19 protein-coding genes and 1 pseudogene are annotated in these 18,919 nt (G+C 66.4%); 13 read left to right on the forward strand and 7 right to left on the reverse strand.

The window, feature by feature from the left end:
- Window positions 1–139: 139 nt before the first annotated feature.
- Window positions 140–1,153, reverse strand: a complete 1,014-nt coding sequence (locus GCN74_RS18615; protein WP_152258050.1) for a serine/threonine protein kinase — start codon at window positions 1,151–1,153, stop codon at window positions 140–142.
- A 103-nt stretch (window positions 1,154–1,256) separates the two neighbouring features.
- Between GCN74_RS18615 and GCN74_RS18620 the strand changes: the two genes are divergently transcribed.
- The 6 genes from GCN74_RS18620 (at window position 1,257) to GCN74_RS18645 (ending at window position 7,650) form a co-directional block, all read left to right on the forward strand.
- Complete coding sequence (locus GCN74_RS18620) at window positions 1,257–1,955, forward strand: UPF0149 family protein (protein ID WP_034785080.1); 699 nt, start codon at window positions 1,257–1,259, stop codon at window positions 1,953–1,955.
- Between the two features lie 77 nt (window positions 1,956–2,032).
- Complete coding sequence (locus tag GCN74_RS18625; protein ID WP_152258051.1) at window positions 2,033–2,968, forward strand: LysR family transcriptional regulator; 936 nt, start codon at window positions 2,033–2,035, stop codon at window positions 2,966–2,968.
- Between the two features lie 181 nt (window positions 2,969–3,149).
- Window positions 3,150–4,676: an MFS transporter gene (locus GCN74_RS18630; RefSeq protein ID WP_152258052.1), complete on the forward strand. Its 1,527-nt coding sequence runs from the start codon at window positions 3,150–3,152 to the stop codon at window positions 4,674–4,676.
- A gap of 27 nt (window positions 4,677–4,703) precedes the next feature.
- Entirely contained in the window at window positions 4,704–5,774 is a 1,071-nt protein-coding gene (locus tag GCN74_RS18635) for an HlyD family secretion protein (protein ID WP_152258053.1), read from the forward strand.
- Window positions 5,771–7,219, forward strand: coding sequence for an efflux transporter outer membrane subunit (locus GCN74_RS18640; RefSeq protein WP_152258054.1), 1,449 nt, complete (start codon window positions 5,771–5,773; stop codon window positions 7,217–7,219). Before GCN74_RS18635 ends, GCN74_RS18640 begins: the two co-directional genes overlap by 4 nt.
- On the forward strand, window positions 7,216–7,650 hold the full coding sequence (locus tag GCN74_RS18645) for a hypothetical protein (protein ID WP_193317149.1): 435 nt from the start codon (window positions 7,216–7,218) through the stop codon (window positions 7,648–7,650). The genes GCN74_RS18640 and GCN74_RS18645 overlap by 4 nt, the downstream gene beginning before the upstream one ends.
- Window positions 7,651–7,671: 21 nt before the next feature.
- On the opposite strand, the gene GCN74_RS18650 is transcribed toward GCN74_RS18645, so the two are convergent.
- The 5 genes from GCN74_RS18650 to GCN74_RS18670 all read right to left on the reverse strand — a co-directional run bounded on the left by GCN74_RS18650 (window position 7,672) and on the right by GCN74_RS18670 (window position 12,656).
- Complete coding sequence (locus GCN74_RS18650) at window positions 7,672–8,460, reverse strand: ATP-binding cassette domain-containing protein (protein WP_152258055.1); 789 nt, start codon at window positions 8,458–8,460, stop codon at window positions 7,672–7,674.
- A 10-nt stretch (window positions 8,461–8,470) separates the two neighbouring features.
- Entirely contained in the window at window positions 8,471–9,535 is a 1,065-nt protein-coding gene (locus tag GCN74_RS18655) for a FecCD family ABC transporter permease (protein WP_152258056.1), read from the reverse strand.
- Window positions 9,532–10,458, reverse strand: a complete 927-nt coding sequence (locus GCN74_RS18660; protein ID WP_152258057.1) for a heme/hemin ABC transporter substrate-binding protein — start codon at window positions 10,456–10,458, stop codon at window positions 9,532–9,534. Before GCN74_RS18660 ends, GCN74_RS18655 begins: the two co-directional genes overlap by 4 nt.
- On the reverse strand, window positions 10,446–11,537 hold the full coding sequence (locus GCN74_RS18665; protein ID WP_152258070.1) for a hemin-degrading factor: 1,092 nt from the start codon (window positions 11,535–11,537) through the stop codon (window positions 10,446–10,448). Before GCN74_RS18665 ends, GCN74_RS18660 begins: the two co-directional genes overlap by 13 nt.
- Before the next feature lie 219 nt (window positions 11,538–11,756).
- Window positions 11,757–12,656, reverse strand: a complete 900-nt coding sequence (locus tag GCN74_RS18670; protein WP_152258058.1) for a DMT family transporter — start codon at window positions 12,654–12,656, stop codon at window positions 11,757–11,759.
- Window positions 12,657–12,888: 232 nt separating this feature from the next.
- Between GCN74_RS18670 and gcvA the strand changes: the two genes are divergently transcribed.
- Window positions 12,889–13,833 (forward strand): transcriptional regulator GcvA, encoded by a 945-nt coding sequence (gene gcvA, locus GCN74_RS18675; RefSeq protein ID WP_152258059.1) that lies wholly within the window; start codon window positions 12,889–12,891, stop codon window positions 13,831–13,833.
- On the forward strand, window positions 13,830–14,174 hold the full coding sequence (locus GCN74_RS18680) for a hypothetical protein (protein WP_152258060.1): 345 nt from the start codon (window positions 13,830–13,832) through the stop codon (window positions 14,172–14,174). The genes gcvA and GCN74_RS18680 overlap by 4 nt, the downstream gene beginning before the upstream one ends.
- Before the next feature lie 150 nt (window positions 14,175–14,324).
- Here the strand turns inward: GCN74_RS18680 and orn are convergent, their stop codons facing one another.
- Window positions 14,325–14,909: an oligoribonuclease gene (gene orn / locus GCN74_RS18685; RefSeq protein ID WP_193317150.1), complete on the reverse strand. Its 585-nt coding sequence runs from the start codon at window positions 14,907–14,909 to the stop codon at window positions 14,325–14,327.
- Window positions 14,910–14,965: 56 nt separating this feature from the next.
- On the opposite strand from orn, the gene GCN74_RS18690 reads away from it, so the two are divergent.
- The 5 genes and pseudogenes from GCN74_RS18690 to GCN74_RS18710 all read left to right on the forward strand — a co-directional run.
- Window positions 14,966–16,246 (forward strand): M48 family metallopeptidase, encoded by a 1,281-nt coding sequence (locus tag GCN74_RS18690; RefSeq protein WP_152258061.1) that lies wholly within the window; start codon window positions 14,966–14,968, stop codon window positions 16,244–16,246.
- On the forward strand, window positions 16,243–16,608 hold the full coding sequence (locus GCN74_RS18695; RefSeq protein WP_152258062.1) for a 4a-hydroxytetrahydrobiopterin dehydratase: 366 nt from the start codon (window positions 16,243–16,245) through the stop codon (window positions 16,606–16,608). The genes GCN74_RS18690 and GCN74_RS18695 overlap by 4 nt, the downstream gene beginning before the upstream one ends.
- Entirely contained in the window at window positions 16,605–17,510 is a 906-nt protein-coding gene (rsgA, locus tag GCN74_RS18700; protein ID WP_152258063.1) for a ribosome small subunit-dependent GTPase A, read from the forward strand. The genes GCN74_RS18695 and rsgA overlap by 4 nt, the downstream gene beginning before the upstream one ends.
- A 282-nt stretch (window positions 17,511–17,792) precedes the next feature.
- The gene (locus GCN74_RS18705; RefSeq protein WP_152258064.1) at window positions 17,793–18,209 is read left to right on the forward strand and encodes a hypothetical protein; all 417 of its coding nucleotides are present in this window, start codon (window positions 17,793–17,795) and stop codon (window positions 18,207–18,209) included.
- Window positions 18,210–18,452: 243 nt separating this feature from the next.
- A pseudogene (locus GCN74_RS18710) lies at window positions 18,453–18,919 on the forward strand (GGDEF domain-containing protein); the annotation flags it as partial.

The following is an 18,919-nucleotide window of genomic DNA, read 5'->3' on the forward strand; positions in this document are numbered from 1 at the left end:
GCCGCTTTTACCGCTCTTTTCAGGATTTGCCAGGGATTTAAACGTCCGAGAAAATGCTCAGGGCAAGGCGCATTGCCGAAGGCAGTACGAATAGTACGCCTAGGCAATGCAACGCCGCCATGGGCGTTTTATCGCGCGCTTAAACAGGCCACAATGGCGCTTCATCCATCAAGGCCACCTGTTCGCGCAATTCCAGGATGCGGTCCTGCCAGTAGCGCTGCGTGTTAAACCACGGGAAGGCGACGGGGAAGGCGGGATCGTCCCAGCGGCGCGCCAGCCAGGCCGAATAATGGATCAGGCGCAGGGTGCGCAGCGCTTCGACCAGGTACAGCTGGCGCGGGTCGAAATCGCAAAAGTCTTCGTAGCCGGCCAGGATGTCGCCCATCTGGCGCACCTGGTCGCTGCGCTCGCCCGACAGCATCATCCACAGGTCCTGGATGGCCGGGCCCATTCGGCTGTCGTCGAAATCGACGAAATGGGGGCCCGCGTCCGTCCACAGCACGTTGCCGCCATGGCAGTCACCATGCGTGCGCAGCACGGCCACGTCGCCCGCGCGGTCATAGCAGCGCCTGACGCCGTCGAGCGCCTGCTGCGCCACGCTGGAATAGGCGGCCAGCAGTTCGGGCGGCAGGAAATTACCCTCCAGCAAGAATTCGCGCGGCTCCACGCCAAACGTGTGGTGGTCGAGCGCCGGGCGCTCCTTGTACGCGGACAGCGCGCCGACGGCGTGGATGCGGCCGATGAAGCGCCCTATCCATTCCAGGGTGGCCGGGTCGTCCAGCTCGGGCGCCCGTCCGCCGTGGCGGGGGAAGACGGCAAAGCGGTAGCCCTGGTACCGGTGCAGGGTGCTGCCGTTGATTTCCAGCGCCGGCACCACCTGGATTTCGCGCTCGACCAGCTCGGACACGAACGCGTGCTCCTCCAGGATGGCGGCGTCGCGCCAGCGTTCGGGGCGGTAGAACTTGGCCACCAGGGGCGCGCTGTCTTCGATGCCCACCTGGTAGACGCGGTTTTCATAGCTGTTGAGCGCCAGCAGACGGCCATCGCCCCGCAGCCCAACGCTGTCGAGCGCATCGAGCACGCAATCGGGGCTCAGGGCGGAAAAGGGATGGACGGGCCGGTCGTCCGCGTGCGGCTGGTTTTCATTGTGCATAAGCGACATTGTAAGGCGCGCGCGGGCCGCCGGTGCAAACACTTCGGTGATGAAGCGCCGCAAGGCGTATACTGGCGGCTTACATTCAATCAAAGAGCAAGCCATGCAACTCGAACAGCCATTATCAGAAAAAGAATTCGACGAATTAGACCAATTCCTGTTGTCGGAGCGCTGCTCCGAGGACGCGATGACCATGGATATGCTGCACGGCTATCTGACGGCCGTCGCCATCGGCCCGGAGCCGATCATGCCGGCCGAGTGGTTGCCGCGCGTGTGGGGCGAAGATGCCGAAGATGCGCCGAAATTCAAGAACAGCAAGGAAGAAGAGCGCATCGTCAACCTGATCATGCGCTTCATGAACGAAGTGCTGGTGACGTTTGAAGTGGCGCCGAAGGAATTCGAAGCCCTGTTCGTCGAACACGACTACGAAGGCCAGACCCTGATCGACGCCGAAGCCTGGTGCTGGGGCTTCTGGGACGGCATGGAACTGCGTCCCGGCTCGTGGAACGAGATCTGGGATTCCGAAGTGGCCGAGCTGATGCAGCCGATCTACCTGCTGGGCGCCGACGAAATCAAGGAAGAAGAGCTGAAACTGGTGGAAGACCCGGTCAAGGCGCACAAGCTGGCGCAGGAACTGGAAGCAAACCTGCCGGCCATCCACCGTTTCTGGGTACCGCGCCGCAAGGCTCCCGTGCAGACCATGAAGCGCGAAGAGCCGAAAGTGGGCCGCAACGACGACTGCCCTTGCGGCAGCGGCAAGAAGTTCAAGAAATGCTGCGGCGCCGAGCCGGCAGCCGAGTAATCCCGCAGCAGCATCCCCTCTGCGCCGGCGTCCTGCCGGCGCAGCGCCGGCATTGGCCCCCGGGCTATAATCGCCGCATGAAACTCCCCGACCTGAACCTGCTCGTTGCCCTCGATATCCTGCTCGAGGAAGGCAGCGCCGTGGCTGCCGCGCGGCGCATGAATCTGAGCGCGCCGGCCATGAGCCGTACCCTGGCGCGCATCCGCGACGCCATCGGCGACCCCGTCTTCGTGCGCTCCGGGCGCGGCCTGGCGCCCACCCCGCGCGCGCTGGAATTGCGCGAGCAGGTGCGCGGCGTGGTGGAGCAGGCGCACGCCGTCTTCACCTCCGGCCGCGAAATCGACCTGCGCACCCTGGAGCGCACTTTCAGCCTGTGCGCCAACGACGTGTTTGTCGGCGCCTACGGCGGCAAGCTGCGCGACCTGCTGGCCAGCCATGCGCCGAACACGGTGCTGCGCTTCGTGCCCGAAGGCGACGGCGCCACGGAAAACGACGCCCTGCACTCCGGCCGCATCGACCTGTACATCAGCGCGCGGCGCGCCTTTGCGCCCGACATCAAGCTGCAGCATCTGTTTTCCACCGGCTTTGTCGGCATCGCCCGCAGCGACCACCCGCTCTTCGACAGCCCCATCAACCTGGACAGCTTTACCGAATACGAACATATCAGCGTGTCGCGGCGCGGCCTGGCGCGCGGCCCCTTCGATACCGTCCTGGCCGAGCGGGGCTACATGCGCCGGGTCTCGCTGATCACGCCCAATTTTCAGTCGGCCATCTTCGCCGTCGCCGATTCGCGCCTGCTGCTGCCCTTGATGCCCACGCCCCTGCTGCCCATCGTCGAGCGCCTGGGCCTGCGCCTGCGCCAGTTCCAGCTGCCCATCCCCGTCGACAAGGTCGACGTGTTCCAGGCCTGGCACCCGCGCCTGGACCACGACCATGCGCACCGCTGGCTGCGCCGCATGATCAAGGACTTGTGCATGGGGTCGGACCCTTCCGGGTCTGACCCCGGCATTTGACTGGGGGGATGTGAACCCACCAGCCAGACAACAAGCCCAACGACAAAGACCGGGGTCGGCCCCATAGGCCCCCCTACCCATCATTGCGCCAGACGCAATCCAGACTTCATCAATTATCAATTTTCACAAGATTGACGGCTACCTATACTGCGTGGACTGATACTCATCCACGGAGTTCCCTGTGTCTGCTGCACCCATTTCCGGCGCCGTCCCCGCGGCCGCGCCGTCCCCGCCACCGGCCGTCTTCGGCCTGCGCCTGGCCACGGGCCTGGCCGGCGTGCTGCTGGCCGTGCTGGTGTCCGGCCTGAATGAAAACATCACCAAGGTCGCGCTGGCCGACATCCGCGGCGCCATGGGCATCGCGCGCGACGACGCCAGCTGGCTCGTCGCCCTGTATGCGGCCGCCTCGGTATCGGCCATGGCGTTTGCGCCATGGTGCTCCGTCACCTTTTCGCTGCGCCGCCTGACGGCCGCCGCCATCATCGTCTGCATGGCCGCCGGCGTCCTGTGTCCGTTCGCGCCGAACCTGTCCGTGCTGCTCGTCCTGCGCGTGGTGCAGGGCGCGGCCGGCGGCGCCCTGCCGCCCATGCTGATGACGGTGGCGCTGCGCTTCCTGCCGCCCGACATCAAGCTGTATGGCCTGGGCGGCTACGCGCTGAGCGCCACTTTCGGCCCCAGCCTGGGCACGCCGCTGGCCGCCTTCTGGACCGAATACCTGGGCTGGCAATGGGCGTTCTGGCAAGTCGTCCCGGGCAGCATCGTCGCCCTGCTGATGGTGTCCTGGGGCTTGCCGCAAGACCCGCTGCGCCTGGAACGCTTGCACCAGTTCGACTGGCGCGGCTTGCTGCTGGGCCTGCCCGCCATCAGCATGCTGGTGGTGGGATTGCTGCAGGGCGAGCGCCTGGCGTGGTTCGCCTCGCCGCTGATCGGCGTGCTGCTGGGCGGCGGCCTGCTGCTGCTCGTGCTGTTCTTCTTCAACGAATGGTCGCATCCGCTGCCATTCTTCAAGCTGCAGCTGCTGTCACGGCGCAACCTGAGCCACGCCCTGCTGACCCTGGGCGGCGTGCTGTTCGTGCTGCTGGCCGTGATCCTGATTCCCTCGTCCTACCTGGCGCAGGTGCACGCCTACCGCCCGCTGCAGACGGCGCCCGTGATGCTGATGGTGGCGCTGCCGCAATTGGTCGCCCTGCCGCTGGTGGCCGCCCTGTGCAATATCCGCGCCGTCGACTGCCGCTGGGTGCTGGCCATCGGCCTGGCCCTGCTGGCCCTGTCCTGCGTGCTGGGCGCGCGCATGTCGCCGGACTGGATACGCACGCATTTCTACCTGCTGCAGGCGGTGCAGATCTTCGCCCAGCCCATGGCCGTGATCCCCTTGCTGCTGCTGGCCACCACGGGACTGGCGCCGCAGGATGGCCCGTTTGCCTCGGCCTGGTTCAACACCATCAAGGGCATGTCGGCCGTCGTCGCCACCGGCGTGCTCGAGGCGCTGATCACGCGCCGCAACCATTTTCATTCGACGGTGCTCAGCGAACGCCTGGGCAACCTGCCCGGCGCCGTGGACGTGCCGGGCCTGGCGCAGCGCATGCATGCGCAAGTCGTCACCCTGACCTCGTCCGACCTGTACCTCACCGTGGCCGCCATCGCGCTGGCCATGATTCTGATCATTCCCATCCTGCCGACGCGCGTCTTTCCGCCGCGCGCAGCCTGATTTCCATTGTTACGAAAGAGCTTCACCATGCAAACACCCATACTGCGCTCGCGCGCATTTCTTCTCGGCCTGGCCCTGCTGGCCTGCGCCCTCGCCTTCACTGCCTGGCGGCTGCTGCTTTCCCCCGGCGACGAGCAAGCCACCGACGACGCCTTCGTCAGCGCCGACTACACCGTGCTCTCGCCCAAGGTGGGCGGCATCGTGCGGGAAGTGCTGGTGGCGGACAACCAGGGCGTGACGGCGGGCCAGCTGCTGGTGCGCATCGACGACCGCGACTACCAGGCGGCCGTCGCCTCGGCGCGCGCCGACGTGGCCAGCGCCGAAGCCCAGCTGGCCACGACCCGCGCCACGGTGCAGCGCCAGCAATCGGTGATCGAGCAAGCCGCCACCCTGGTCGACGCCAACCAGGCGGAAGACAAGCTGGCGCAGCAGGAGCTGGCCCGCTCGACGCACCTGGCCGGCCAGGGCGCGGGCAGCGTGCAAAGCGCGCAGCAGGCGCAATCGCGCTTCGACGTGAGCCGCGCGCGCCTGGCGCAAAACCGCGCCGCCCTCGTCGCCACCCGCAAGCAGACGGAAATTCTGCAGGCGCAGCAAGGCGCGGCCGAGGCGGCCCTGCTGCGCGCCCGCGCCGGCCTGCAACGGGCCGAGCTCGACCTGTCGCACACGCAGCTGCGCGCCCCCATTGACGGCACCGTGGGACGCCGCGCCGTGCGCGTCGGCGCCCTGGTGGCTCCCGGCGCCAGCCTGCTGGCCGTGGTGCCCCTGAACCGCACGTTCGTCGTCGCCAACCTGCAGGAAACCCAGCTGACCCGCGTGCGCCAGGGCCAGCGCGCCAGCATCGCCGTCGACGCCTATCCGGGCGTGCTCCTGCGCGGCACGGTGCACAGCATCGCGCCCGCCACGGGCGTCACGTTTGCCGCCATCGCGCCGGAAAACGCCACCGGCAACTTCACCAAGGTGGTGCAGCGCATCCCCGTCAGGATCGCGCTCGATCCCGGCCAGGACGGCGACAGCCGCCTGCGCGTGGGCATGTCGGCCGAAGTGCGCATCGATACGGCCATGCGCCGTCAGGACATCCAGCAGGTGAGCGCGCGATGAAAGCACTGATACTCGTCACGGCACTGGGCCTGGCCGGCTGCGCCAGCGTCGGCAGCGTCGGCAGCGATTTCCAGCGCCCGCACAACGACCTGGGACAGCAATGGCGCCAGGCGCAGCATGCCCGCTTCGCCGCCAGCGAGGATGCCGCCATCGAGCAGCGCTGGTGGGACGGCTTTGGCGACGCCACCCTGTCCTCCCTGCTGCAGCGCGCCGCCGGCGCCAACCTCGACGTGCTGGCGGCAGCCAGCCGGCTGGAACAAAGCCGCGCCGCGCGGGGCGTCATCGGCGCCGTGCAGGGCCCGTCCCTCGGTGCAAATGGCGGTGTCAGCCGCGCGCGCAACAGCGAACAGGGCTTGAGCGACCCGTCGCGCCACAACGGCCAATCCGCCTACAGCCTGTGGCAAGGCAACCTCGATGCGGCCTGGGAGCTGGACCTGTGGGGCCGCGTGCGGCGCGAAGTGGAAGCGGCCGACGCGCGGGTCGAAGTGGCGCTGGAAACGCAGCGCGGCGTGCTGCTGGCCGTGCTGGCCGAGACGGCGCGCGACTACATCGAGCTGCGCGGCGCGCAGCAGACCCTGGCCATCACGCAGCAGCTGCTCGATACCGCCCGCCATACCCTGGACCTGACGCGCATCCGCCTGCGCGAAGGCGTGGCGACGCAGCTCGACGAGGCCGAGGCAGCGGCCCACGTGGCCACCATCGAAGCGCGCCTGCCCCCATTGCAGCAGCGCGAAGCGCGCCTGGGCAATGCCCTGTGCCTCCTGCTGGCGCTGCCGCCGCGCGCCTTGCAGGCGGAACTGGCGGCCGGCATGGCCATCCCCGCCGTGGCCATGCAGGTGCAGCTGGGCGTGCCGAGCGGCCTGGCAGAACGGCGTCCCGACATCCGCCGCGCCGAAGCGCAGCTGCACGTGGCCACGGCCGATGCCGGCGTGGCGCACGGCGATTTCTATCCGCGCATTACCTTGTCGGGCAGCGTCGGCCTGCAAGCGATGCAGCTGTCCGACATCGGCTGGGACGCCAAGCGCTTCGCTTTCGGCCCCGGCTTCAGCGTGCCCCTGTTCGATGGCGGCCGCCTGCGCGGCAAGCTGCAATTGCGCGAGGCGCAGCAGCAGGAAGCGGCCATCGCCTACCGCCGGACGGTGCTGGCCGCCTGGCACGAGGTGGAAGATGCGCTCTCGGACTACCAGGCCAACGCCCGCCGCCAGGCCAGCCTCGATGAAGCCGTCAAACAGGGACGGCGGGCGCTGGGCAGCGCGGAACTGCAGTACCGCCAGGGCGGCACGGACCTGATCAACGTGCTGCATGTGCAAAACACGCTGTTGAACAACGAGGCGGCGCTGGTCGACAGCCGTGCCACCGCTTCGCTGTCGCTGGTCCAGGTCTACAAGGCGCTGGGCGGCGGCTGGCAGGCATTTTCAACCCCATCGCAAGGAAGCACGCCATGAAACCGCATCCCGCCCATTTTTCCATCCACGACGTCAGCGACTTTCCCATCGTGCGCTTTCGCCCTGAAACGGCCGTCACCGGCTATGCCCCGCTGTGGGAAAACGACATGGATGCGCTGCTGCGCCACGGCGAGCCGTTCGTCCTGCTGTTCGAGGAAGAGCGCAGCGAGGAAGCGCACGTGGACCGCAAGCGGCGCGGCCTGTGGCTCAAGCACAACAAGGTGGCGCTGGCCGCCATCTGCCGGGGCCTCGTATCGGTCGAGGGGGACGCGCAGAAACGCGTGCAGATGCAGGCCATGGCGGCCGGCGCCATGAAAGCCTTCGGCATCCTGCAGGAGGTGGCGGCCACGCGCGAACAAGCCGACGCCCTGATGGTGTGGCTGCTGGGCAGCGGCCAGATGGCGCGGCCGCGCGCGGCCGACGTGTGGTGAGTGAGTAAGTGAGTGAGTTGCTCAGGCGGCCCTGCGGACGGCGCTTCTGGCAGGGATGACGCACACGTCGCCATCGCCGTTGGTCGCCGTCGTCAGGGCGATGCCGTACAGCGCAGCGAGCGCCGGCACGGCGCCGGCACCGCTGGCGATGTCGGCGGCCAGCTGGCCCGAACGCACCAGCAGCAGCCGCTCGAAGCCCAGCAAGGCATGATTGATGTCGTGCAGGATGGCGATGACGGCGTGGCCGCGCGCGGCGCAAAACTGCCGCAGGCTGTCGAGCAAATCGAACTGCAGGCCGGGATCGAGCGCCGCCAGCGGTTCGTCGACGAGGATCAAGCCGTTTTCCACGTCCCACATCTGCGCGAAGATGCGCGCCAGCTGCACCCTCGCCTGCTCGCCGCCGGACAGGGTGTCCAGGCGCCGGCCCAGCAAATGCGTGGCGTGCGCCAGGGCGGCCGCGTCCTGCACGATCTGCCCCAGCAGCGGGTCGACCAGGCGCGCCACCCGTCCCAGGCCGATCACCAGCTCGCACGGCAGTCCGAAGGCCACGTTCGAGCCTTGCGGCAGGACGGCGCGGCGCAGGGCCAGTTCGGCCAGCGGCCACTGCGCCAGCGGCCGGCCCGCGAACGCCACCGTGCCCGCCTGCGGATGCAGTTCGCGCGCCATCAGTTTGAGCAGGGTCGACTTGCCCGCCCCGCTGGGGCCGAGGATGGCGACGCACTCGCCCGGCGCCACCTGCACATTGAAGGGGCCGAAATACTGCTGGCCCAGCTGCATGGTGGCGAAGGAAAGTTCCAGTATCGGCGTCATGTGCATCCTTTCAGGCGCTGCCGTGGCGGAAACGGCGCAACAGCATCAGGAAAAATGGCCCGCCCAGCAGGGCCGTGAAAATGCCGACGGGGACTTCCGCGGGAATGGCCACCGTGCGGGCCAGGGTGTCGGCCAACAGCAGCAGCAAGCCGCCCATCAGCATGGACAGCGGCAGCACGCGGCGCTGGTCCGCCCCCAGCCAGGTACGCACCAGGTGGGGCGCGATCAGGCCGATGAAGCCGATGCCGCCGCACCAGGCGACGGCAAAACCCGTCAGCACGGCCACCAGCACGATCACCTGAGTGCGCAAGCGGCCCACGTCGATGCCCACGTGCAGGGCCTGCGCCTCGCCCAGCGCCAGCGCGTTCAATGAGCGCATCAGGAAACGCGTGGCCCACAGCGCGCCGGCCAGCACCAGCAGCAAGGCCGCTACCTGGCGCCAGCTGCCGGCCGACAGCGAGCCCAGGGTCCAGAAAGTCAGGGTGCGCAACTGGTCGTCGCTGGCCAGGTAGATGCACAAGCCCATGGCGGCCACCGTGATGGCGTTCAGCGCCACGCCCGTCAGCAGCAGGCCGACGATGGAACCGGGCGTGGCCCAGCGGGCCACCCGGTCGAGCAGCACGCAGATCAGCATGGCGCCCGCGAACGCGGCGGCCGGCAGCAGCCACACGCGCAGCTCGGGCGCCACGTGCAGGCTGGCGGTGAAGACGATGGTGGCCGCGCCCGCGCAGGCGGCGCCGCTGCTCACGCCCAGCAGGCCAGGATCGGCCAGCGGATTGCGGAACAGTCCCTGCGTCAGGCCGCCGGCCAGCGCCAGCGCGGCGCCGATCAGCGCGGCAAACAGGGCGCGCGGCAGACGGATATGCCACAGCACAAACGCGCCGCCGGACAGCGACTCGCCGCCAGCCTGCAGGGGCGCCAGCCAGTCGGCCAGGGTCACGGGCACGGCGCCCGCCTGCACGGCAAGGAGCAAGCCGGCGGCCAGCGCCGCGGCCAGCAGCCCGGGGGCGCCCCAGCGCCGGAAATGCCAGGACATGCGCCAGGACACAGCCGGCGTCATCGCGCGCACGTTCATGCGGCCATGGCTTGCGCGAACGCGGCATCGAGTTCGGCCAGCGCCTGCGGCATGCGCGGACCAAAGCCCAGCAGCAGCATGGCTTCCTGCGACACGATGCGGTGCCTGCGCCCGGCCGGCGTCTGCGCCAGCCCTGGCAGTTTGAGGATGCCGTCCACGCCGCCCGAAGCCTTCAAGCCCTGGTCCGTGACCAGCACGACGTCGGGCCGCGCGGCGATCACGGCTTCCGGCGTGAGCGGCTTGTAGCCGGCAAAGCCGCCCTGCCCGCCCATCACGTTGACGGCGCCCGCATACGCGAGCATGGCGTCGGCGCCCGTCTCGCGCCCGCCCACCATCACCTGGTTCGGCGCATGGGCGAGGATGAACAGCACGCGCACGGGCGCATGCTGGCGCTGCCGGACCTTGGCCAGGGCGCCGCTCCACTGCTGCTGCAGGCTGTGCGCCAGGCGCGCGGCGGGTTCCACGCGGTCCGTGATCCGGCCCACCTGTTTCACGCGGTCGAGCAAGCCTTCGAACTTGTTATCGGCATTCAGTACCGCCACCGGCACGCCCGCGTCGCGCACCTGGCGCAGCACCGTTTGCGGCCCCGCCTCGTCGGTGGCGATCAGCTGCGTGGGCGCCAGCGACAGCACGCCTTCGGCCGACAGGGTGCGCGCATAGCCCACCTGCGGCAGCTTCTGCGCCGTGGCCGGATACAGCGACGTCGTATCGACGCCCACCAGCTCGCCCTGCGCGTCGAGCGCATAGACGATTTCCGTCAGGGCCCCGCCCACGCTGACGATGCGCCGCGCTTTCACCAGCGGCTTGCCAGCGTCGCTGACGGCGGCCAGCACCTGCATCGGCGTGGCCAGGGCCAGCGCTCCCGCTCCCATTTTTTTCAGCGCGATGCGGCGCGCCACGCTGGCGGCGATCATGCGGCGCATAATTCGCCCTCCTGCAGCACGCGCTCGACGACGTTGCGCCATTCGCACAGCTCATGTACGCCCGGCTTGCGTTCGCCGAAGAACATGACGATGGTGTCGCCCTTGGCGTCGAACAGTTCCACGGACGTCACCAGGCCATCGACGGTGGGTTTCTTCACCACCCAGGCGCTGGCGATATGGTCTTCGCGCAAATGCAGGTTGAAGCGCTGGTCCAGGACATTGATCCACGGCCCCATCACGGCGATCTTGTGCACGGGTCCCGAATGGATCTGGATCATGCCGGCATTGCCGACGAAGGCCATGATGGCGACCTTTTCAAGCGCGGCGCTATTGAGCAGGTCGAGCACGCAGGATTTGTCGAGCTGCTGCACGAAGCGCGCTTCGGCCAGGCGCAGGCCCTGCAGGCGCGACACCGAATACTTTTTCAGCAGGGTGAAAAATTCATGCGTGTCGCGCAAGTCGGCCCAGGCGGCGCGAAAGCCGGCCACGTCGATCTGCGCGTCGGGCAATTCCGCCGGCGGGGCCGCCGGCGCCGTCACGGCAATGCCGGCCGCCTGGTCCGCGTCGGCAAAACGCGCCACCAGCGCGTCGTACGCCGCCAGGTCGCTGTGCGGTTTCAGGAAGATTTTGTGCACGGCGTGGCCGGCCGCATCGAAAAATTGCAGGCTGCGCTGCACTTCGTGTTCGCCCATCTCGCGCACGGCAAAGCCATGCGCCCAGTGGCGGTAAAACACGCGCAAGTCGATGTCGCCGCCCAGCACCAGGCCGATATGGTTGTTGTGGCTGGTCTTGCGGTAGACGCCCGTCTTTTCATGCACGCACGAGGCGTTGCGCGTCAGCGCCATGACTTCGCCCAGCGGTTCCAGGGCGGCAATGATGGCGGGCCAGTCGGCCTGCAGGCGCTCGGCGCCCAGCAAGGCGCCGTCGCCCAGCGACAGGCCCGCATGCGCGGCAATCAGCTCGCCCTCGGAAATGGCCAGCTCCTCGGCGATGTCGCGGTGGCGGGCTTTTTTCTCGCGGCGCAGGCGGGCAAATTCGCTGGCGACCAGCTCGGTATTGCAAATGGGGAACGTGCTCAACACGGTGTCTCCTTTCAAGGCGAACACTGGCTGGCATGGGCTGGCTGGTGGTGGGGGAATCTTGAAATCAATTATAAATGAGAATCATTCGCAATCAAGACTTATTTGCGTGCGCGTGCCACGGCAGGGAGAGAGACAAAAAAAAGCGCCACGACAGGAAACCCGTCGCGGCGCCAAAGGAGACCGATCGATACAGCCGATCAGTTCAGGAAAACAGGATCAGGCGCTGGCCTGCACGGCCGGCATGGCCGCCGGCTTGGGCGCGGGACGCTGCGCCAGCAGGACCACGGCGGCCAGCACCATGGCGCCGCCCAGCAATTGCGTGCCGCTGACGGACTCTTTCAGCAAGGTCACGCCGAAGGCCATCGTGATGACGGGTTCGAACGTGGAAATGATGGACGCCTTGGCCGCGCCGATCTGCGCCACGCCGGCAAAGAAGGCGGCGATCGCGATGGCCGTCGAGAACAGGGCGATGGCGCTGACGGCCAGCCAGCCCGTCGCCGTGCCCGGCAGAGACACGCCTTGCCACAAGGCAATCGCGCTGTTCGACAGGCCGGCCGTGCCCAGGATCACCACGCAGGCGGCCAATGGGTGAATATTCTCGCGGCTTTTCGACAGGCTGTTGCCAAACAGGATGTACACGGCGTACACGCCGGCCGCCATCAGTGCCAGGGCGATGCCGATGGGCTGGCCCTGCAGCTTGCCGCCCAGGGTGGTGGCCATGCCGGCGATGGCCAGCGCCAGCAGCGCCAGCATGCGCCGGTCCAGCTTTTCCCAGCCCATCGCCAGCGCCAGGATGGTCACCAGCACGGGATACACGTACAGCAGCATGCCGCACAGGCCGCTGCTGGCATACATGAGCGCATTGAAATAACCTTGCGACTGGGCCGTGTACATCAGTCCCATCAGCATGTAGCCGGCCAGCAGGCGGCCGCGCGGCAAGCGCCAGCCGCCCAGCCACACGAGCGGCAGCAGCAGCATGGCGGCGATAACGAAACGCAAGGCCAGCATGGTCGACGGGTTGACCCCGGACGCATATGCCGCCTTGGCAAACACTGCGGAACTGCCGAAACCGGCGGCCGACAGCAACACCAGCGCAACGGCGCGGCGATCAGACATGACTAAACCTCTTAGAGTACGCCTGGGCAAACCTGCTGCGCGTCGCGCAGTGATTTTCCAGGCGTTGTAAATATAAATGCCAAGCAAGGCCGGAAGATGATGCATGCGTGAATCCTATTGCGGGTCGCTTCACGCATAGCCGGCATCATATTCGCTTGCGCAAAATGAAACAAACCAATATTCTTCACGGATAGGCCAAATATTACTGAGGCTCAATCTCTTGAAGAGTGCCATGTCACGTCCCTTGCCACCGCTCGCCGCCCTGCACGCCTTCGAGGCGGCCGCCCGCCATGAAGGCTTCCAGCGCGCGGGCGAAGAATTGCACGTCTCGGCCGGCGCCATCGGCCACCATGTGAAACAGCTGGAAGCGTGGCTGGGCATCGTGCTGTTCCAGCGCCTGCCGCGCGGCGTGGTGCTCACCAATGCGGGCCAGCGCTATGCGGCGTCGCTGGGGCCCATCCTCAACCAGCTGGCCGACGTGTCCGAGCAGGCGCGGCGCCAGGGCGATGACAAGGTGGTCACGGTGACGGCCACCAGCTCGCTCGTCTCGCGCTGGCTGATGCCGCGCCTGGGCCGCCTGCGCGACCGCTATCCGCAGATCGAACTGCGCGTGCTGGCGTCCATGCACCCGGTCGACCTGGCGCGCGACGGCGTGGACGTGGCCATCCGCCTGGGGCCGGGCCGCTATCCGGGACTGAAAGTGGATTTGTTGATGGAAGAATGGTTTTCCGCCGTCTGCAGCCCCGCTTTCCGCGCCAACGCAGCCAGCCTGCGCCAGCCCGCCGACCTGCTGCGCTACCCGCTGCTGCACGACGAGCCGGAAGTGCACCTGCCCGGCGAAATCGACTGGACGCGCTGGCTGCACAGCTGCGGCGTGCATTACAGCGGCAATAGCGGCAACAGCGGCGCGCGCTTCTCGCACACCTATCTGTGCCTCGATGCGGCCGCCAGCGGCCAGGGCGTGGCCATTGCCGCCAGTCCCCTGATCGGCGATGATTTGCGCTCGGGCCGCCTGGTGCGCGTGTTCGAACACGCGGTGCGCGGCCCCCACTGCTATTACCTGCTGCGTTCGCCCCAGGCGGAAACGCGGCCCCTCGTGCACGCATTCTGCGAATGGCTGATCGCCGAGGCGCGCGCCGACCAGGAAACCGTCTGGCCCACCGTGGAGAGCGCATGACAGGCAAGGAATTGGCGCGCAGCGCGCATCACGTCGTCACGCACGACTACGAACATGCCAGGGCGACGGCGGCCGATGGCCGGCAAGCCAGCGTGGGCGAATTCTATGGCGACCCGGCCGTGGCCCTGATCGATGCGCAAGAAAAATGGTGCGCCGTGGCGGGCGAGGGATTGGTGCTGTGCCGGCTGGAGCAGCCGTTCGGGCAGTGCACGGCGTATTTCCGCGAACCCGGAGCAACCGTGTGGATCACGGACTTGCGGCAAACGGGACCGTTTGCGCTGCAGTGGCAAGGCGAGGATGGCGCTTGGTCCACCCTCGATTTTGACTTTGATACGATGTAACAGAACCTTCGCGACGCCTCACAAACCGTAGCGAGCGGAAGGGAGAGGTGGCTAAGAAGCGCAACCGTACGAAGTACGGGGGCGCCGAGCCGGTGAGCATCGCAGGCCGCCTATACCGACGCGCAGTAGGTTTTGTGAGGCGTTTTCAACTTACAGCTTGATGAAGTGCTCGCGGTAGTACTTCAGCTCTTCGATCGATTCCAGGATATCGGCCAGGGCCGTGTGCTTCTGGTGTTTCTTGAAGCCGGTGGCGATTTCCGGCTTCCAGCGCTTGCACAGCTCTTTCAATGTCGATACATCAACATTGCGGTAGTGGAAGAACGCTTCCAGCTTCGGCATGCCGCGCACCATGAAGCGGCGGTCCTGGCCGATGGTGTTGCCGCACATGGGCGACTTGCCAGCCGGTACATATTTCTTCAGGAACGCGATCAGTTCCGCTTCCGCCTGCGCTTCCGTCACGGTCGACGCTTTCACCTTGTCGATCAGGCCGGAGCGGCCGTGCGTGCCCTTGTTCCAGGCATCCATCTTGTTCAGGGTTTCATCCGATTGATGAATCACGAACACGGGGCCTTCGGCCAGCAGGTTCAAATGCATGTCCGTCACCACTACCGCCACCTCGATGATGCGGTCGGTATCGGGCTCCAGACCCGTCATTTCCATGTCGACCCACACCAGGTTCATCTCATTTGGGCGTGGCAGGACGGCGGGTGCGGCTAAATCGGTCGCTTGTGACATAATTCTCTCTTGGCCTAATCAAACTAAATAATCAGCCATTTTCTCACAGGCACAGAATGTATTCACTCGCGTTTTCGATTTTGTTTGTATCCGTCCTCGTTTTGACCCTGGCCGTGCGCTTCTGGCTCGCTTCGCGGCAAATCCGCCACGTGCTGGCGCACCGCGCCGCCGTGCCCGCCGAATTCGCGGAAAAGATCCCGCTGGCCGCGCACCAGAAGGCAGCCGACTACACGGTGGCCAAGACCAAGTTCGGCTTGCTGTCCCTGCTGATCAACTATGCCGTGCTGATCGGCTTTACCTTGCTGGGCGGCCTGCAATGGCTGGCGCTGCACCTGAATGAATGGATGGGCTCTGGCTCGCCCATGCTGTACCAGATCGGCCTGATCGCCGCCTTTGCCGTCATTTCCGGCCTGATCGACCTGCCCTTCGATTACTACCGCCAATTCGTGCTGGAACAGCGCTTCGGCTTCAACACCATGGCGCGCAAGCTGTTCTTTACGGACATGCTCAAGGGCGTGGGCCTGGGCGCGGCCATCGGCCTGCCCCTGATCTGGGTCGTGCTGACCCTGATGGCCAAGTCGGGCGACCTGTGGTGGCTGTATGCGTGGTTCGTCTGGAGCGGCTTCCAGCTGCTGATGATGGTGCTGTTTCCTACCGTCATCGCCCCCCTGTTCAACAAATTCACGCCGCTGGCCGACGAAGCGCTGAAAAGCCGCATCGAAGGCTTGATGCAGCGCGTGGGCTTCGCCTCGAAAGGCCTGTTCGTCATGGATGGCTCGAAGCGCAGCGCCCACGGCAATGCGTACTTCTCGGGCTTTGGCGCCAACAAGCGCATCGTCTTCTTCGACACCCTGCTGTCGCGCCTGGCGCCGCAGGAAATCGAAGCCGTGCTGGCGCATGAACTGGGCCACTTCAAGCTCAAGCACATCGTCAAGCGCATCGCCATGATGTTCGCCGTCTCGCTGGGCTTTCTGGCCCTGCTGGGCTACCTGAAGACGCAGCCGTGGTTTTACGGTGGCCTGGGCATCGATCCCGTCGCCCTGGCGCTCACGGGCCAGCCGACGGATGCGCTGGCCCTGCTGCTGTTCATGCTGGTGCTGCCCGTCTTCACCTTCCTGCTGGGACCGTTGACCTCGCTCAGCTCGCGCAAGCACGAATTCGAGGCCGACGCCTTTGCCGCCACGCACACGCAGGCGGACGACCTGGTATCGGCCCTCGTGAAAATGTACGAGGACAATGCCTCGACCCTGACGCCCGACCCGCTGCACTCGGCCTTCTATGACTCGCATCCGCCGGCCAGCGTGCGCATCCGCCACCTGAAAGGGGCTTCCGCATGAATACGCCAGCGACCTCGCAAGACCTGGCCCGGCTGAACTGCGCACCGCGCCAGCAGGCGCTGGGCGACACGGACGTCGCCACCCTGCACGCCCTGCTGCCCCTATGGACGCTGCAAAATGGCAAGCTGTGCCGCGACTTCGGCTTCAGGAATTACTACCAGACCCTGGCGTTCGTGAACGCCCTGGCCTATATGACCCATACCCAAGATCACCATCCGGAGCTCATCATTACTTACAAAACCTGCGCCGTGCGCTACGACACGCACTCGGTCAACCAGGGCGCCGGCGGCCTGTCCGAAAACGACTTCATCTGCGCCGCCAAGGCCGACCTCATCTACCAGAGCAGCCAGGTGACCCCATGAGCGAAGGCAAGTTGACGGGCATCATCATCGCCGCCCACGGTCGCCATTACCTGGCCGACGTGGACGGCGCCAAGCTGCAATGCGTAACGCGCGGCAAGAAAACCAATGTGGCCGTGGGCGACATCGTGCACCTGACGCGCACTTCCAGCGACCAGGCCGTCATCGACCGCATCGAGGAACGCAAGACCCTGCTGTACCGCTCGGACCAGTACAAATCGAAGCTGCTGGCCGCCAACCTGACGCAGCTGTTCATCGTCGTGGCCACGGAGCCGGGCTTTGCCGACGACCTGATTTCGCGCTCGCTGGTGGCGGCCGACGCAGCCGGCATCGAGGCGCGCATCATCCTCAACAAGACGGACGTGACGGCCTCGCTGGAAAAGACCCGCGAACGCCTGCTGCCGTATTCCTCGCTGGGCTACCCCGTGCATGAAGTGTCGGCGCGCGCGGAACCGGAACACGCGGTGGCCACCCTGGCGCCGCTGCTGGCGGGCCAGTCGTCCATCCTCATCGGCCAGTCGGGCATGGGCAAGTCGTCGCTGATCAACCTGCTGGTGCCGGACGCCGACATCGCCGTGCGCGAAATCTCGGCCGCGCTCGACACGGGCAAGCACACGACGACGTTTACGCGCCTGTACAAGCTCGACGAACTGGGCGCGAACAGTTCCATCATCGATTCGCCCGGCTTCCAGGAATTCGGCCTGTACCACCTGTCCGAAGGCATGCTGGAGCGGGCCTTCCGCGAATTCCAGCCTTACCTGGGCGGCTGCAAGTTCTACAACTGCCGCCACCTGATCGAGCCGCAGTGCGCGATCCTGCAAGCCTTGTCTGAAGGCAAGATCGCCAAGATGCGCCATACCCTGTACGGCCAGCTGCTGCACGAGTCGGCGCAAACCCTGTATTGAGCACACCTGGCGCCCGCCGGCAGAGCGGGCGCCACGCCGACAAAAATACCATTATTGCAAATAGGACAGAATTAAATTCCGTTGTATAGGCAACTTTCCAGCATTCATTCCAAAACCGTCCATCGTCCGATTTCGCGCTTCAGCGCCGGATTCCTGCGTTTCATCGCTTTGCACTGGCATGGCACCGGTCCGCTTGCTACCTTGGCATTGTCCCCGCCAGCGAACCTGCTGGAGACAACATTGGTCTAACTCCAACTAACGTTTCGATCACAAGGTGAAATCATGAAAGCATCGTTCTCGCGTACCCTCGCCCTCGGTAGCGTCACCCTCGCCCTCGGCCTGTCTTGCCTCAGCGCCAGCGCGCTGGAAATCGGCGAACAGGACAAGGTCCAGGTTTCCGGCAAGGCCTACAAACTGGCACCGCAGGAATTCAGCCAGTACGGCAACAGCTACAAGCTCGACACGGGCGATACCCTGCAGCTGCGCCAGCAAGTGAACCGCTATTTCACGCAGATCAAGGGCCAGCCCGAAGTGGAGCTGTTCGGCCGCGCGCCAGGCATCTTTGAAACGGCCAGCGGCACCCGCCTGGAATTTCGCAACGATGGCGACGTCATCGCCATTACCGGACTGAGTAATATTCCGGGTGCCGTCGCCAAGGCGGGCGAAACCGCCAGCACCGTGCACTTCGCCGGCCGCTAAAACAGGCAGCACCGCGCAAGCAGCACGGCGACGGGCCAGCACCCCCTCGCCGCGCCGTCCACGGGGCGGGCACCAGCCGGCAGGGGCTGGCGCACGCCCCGCCTGCTTTGCACGCATTGAAATACCGCGCGCGCAAAATACTGTCGAGTTGGCCAAACAACTGCATCCGAATGCAGCTTACAATGCGATCCAATAGGTGCCACTGGCCGCTGGCCAACACCATCGCCTTGCGGGAGATTTCGGATGGAAATGTTCGCACTCGAACATGACATTACTCAGTGGGAAGACACACTACGGCCACTGCGCGCATTGGAGCGCCTGCCCTTGCTGATGCAGCTGGCATGGCACTTGCGCCAGCGTCACTGCCTGCAGGCGCAGCACTACGCGGCCGAAGCGGGCGCCCTGCTGCCCCAGGCCCAGTTGCCGGCGCCAGCCCTGGCCAGCGCGCAGGCGCGCCTGCAGCTGGTACAGGCGGAAGTTGCATGGCTGCAAGGTGCGCTCGATACGGCGGAAAGCCTGGCCATGGCCGCGCACGCCACCCTGTGCGCGCACGGCGACGGCGCCGGCTGCGCCGACGCCCACTGGCTGCTGTCCTCGATCGCCGTCGACCGCGGCGACCATGCCCGCTGCGATGCCGAGCTGCTGGCCGCGGCCGAGCAGGCGCGCAGCGCCGGCGATGCGATGCGCGTCAGCCTGGCCGACGCGGCCAC

Source organism: Janthinobacterium sp. FT14W (assembly GCF_009208755.1).
GTDB classification, from domain to species: domain Bacteria; phylum Pseudomonadota; class Gammaproteobacteria; order Burkholderiales; family Burkholderiaceae_D; genus Janthinobacterium; species Janthinobacterium violaceinigrum.

Excerpts from the sequence above, each read along its gene's own strand:
- GCN74_RS18615 (WP_152258050.1), bottom strand. The coding sequence starts at position 1,153 with ATGCACAATGAAAACCAGCCGCACGCGGACGACCGGCCCGTCCATCCC.
- GCN74_RS18620 (WP_034785080.1), top strand. The coding sequence starts at position 1,257 with ATGCAACTCGAACAGCCATTATCAGAAAAAGAATTCGACGAATTAGAC.
- GCN74_RS18625 (WP_152258051.1), top strand. The coding sequence starts at position 2,033 with ATGAAACTCCCCGACCTGAACCTGCTCGTTGCCCTCGATATCCTGCTC.
- GCN74_RS18635 (WP_152258053.1), top strand. The coding sequence starts at position 4,704 with ATGCAAACACCCATACTGCGCTCGCGCGCATTTCTTCTCGGCCTGGCC.
- GCN74_RS18640 (WP_152258054.1), top strand. The coding sequence starts at position 5,771 with ATGAAAGCACTGATACTCGTCACGGCACTGGGCCTGGCCGGCTGCGCC.
- GCN74_RS18645 (WP_193317149.1), top strand. The coding sequence starts at position 7,216 with ATGAAACCGCATCCCGCCCATTTTTCCATCCACGACGTCAGCGACTTT.
- GCN74_RS18650 (WP_152258055.1), bottom strand. The coding sequence starts at position 8,460 with ATGACGCCGATACTGGAACTTTCCTTCGCCACCATGCAGCTGGGCCAG.
- GCN74_RS18655 (WP_152258056.1), bottom strand. The coding sequence starts at position 9,535 with ATGAACGTGCGCGCGATGACGCCGGCTGTGTCCTGGCGCATGTCCTGG.
- GCN74_RS18660 (WP_152258057.1), bottom strand. The coding sequence starts at position 10,458 with ATGCGCCGCATGATCGCCGCCAGCGTGGCGCGCCGCATCGCGCTGAAA.
- GCN74_RS18670 (WP_152258058.1), bottom strand. The coding sequence starts at position 12,656 with ATGTCTGATCGCCGCGCCGTTGCGCTGGTGTTGCTGTCGGCCGCCGGT.
- gcvA (WP_152258059.1), top strand. The coding sequence starts at position 12,889 with ATGTCACGTCCCTTGCCACCGCTCGCCGCCCTGCACGCCTTCGAGGCG.
- GCN74_RS18680 (WP_152258060.1), top strand. The coding sequence starts at position 13,830 with ATGACAGGCAAGGAATTGGCGCGCAGCGCGCATCACGTCGTCACGCAC.
- orn (WP_193317150.1), bottom strand. The coding sequence starts at position 14,909 with ATGTCACAAGCGACCGATTTAGCCGCACCCGCCGTCCTGCCACGCCCA.
- GCN74_RS18690 (WP_152258061.1), top strand. The coding sequence starts at position 14,966 with ATGTATTCACTCGCGTTTTCGATTTTGTTTGTATCCGTCCTCGTTTTG.
- GCN74_RS18695 (WP_152258062.1), top strand. The coding sequence starts at position 16,243 with ATGAATACGCCAGCGACCTCGCAAGACCTGGCCCGGCTGAACTGCGCA.
- rsgA (WP_152258063.1), top strand. The coding sequence starts at position 16,605 with ATGAGCGAAGGCAAGTTGACGGGCATCATCATCGCCGCCCACGGTCGC.
- GCN74_RS18705 (WP_152258064.1), top strand. The coding sequence starts at position 17,793 with ATGAAAGCATCGTTCTCGCGTACCCTCGCCCTCGGTAGCGTCACCCTC.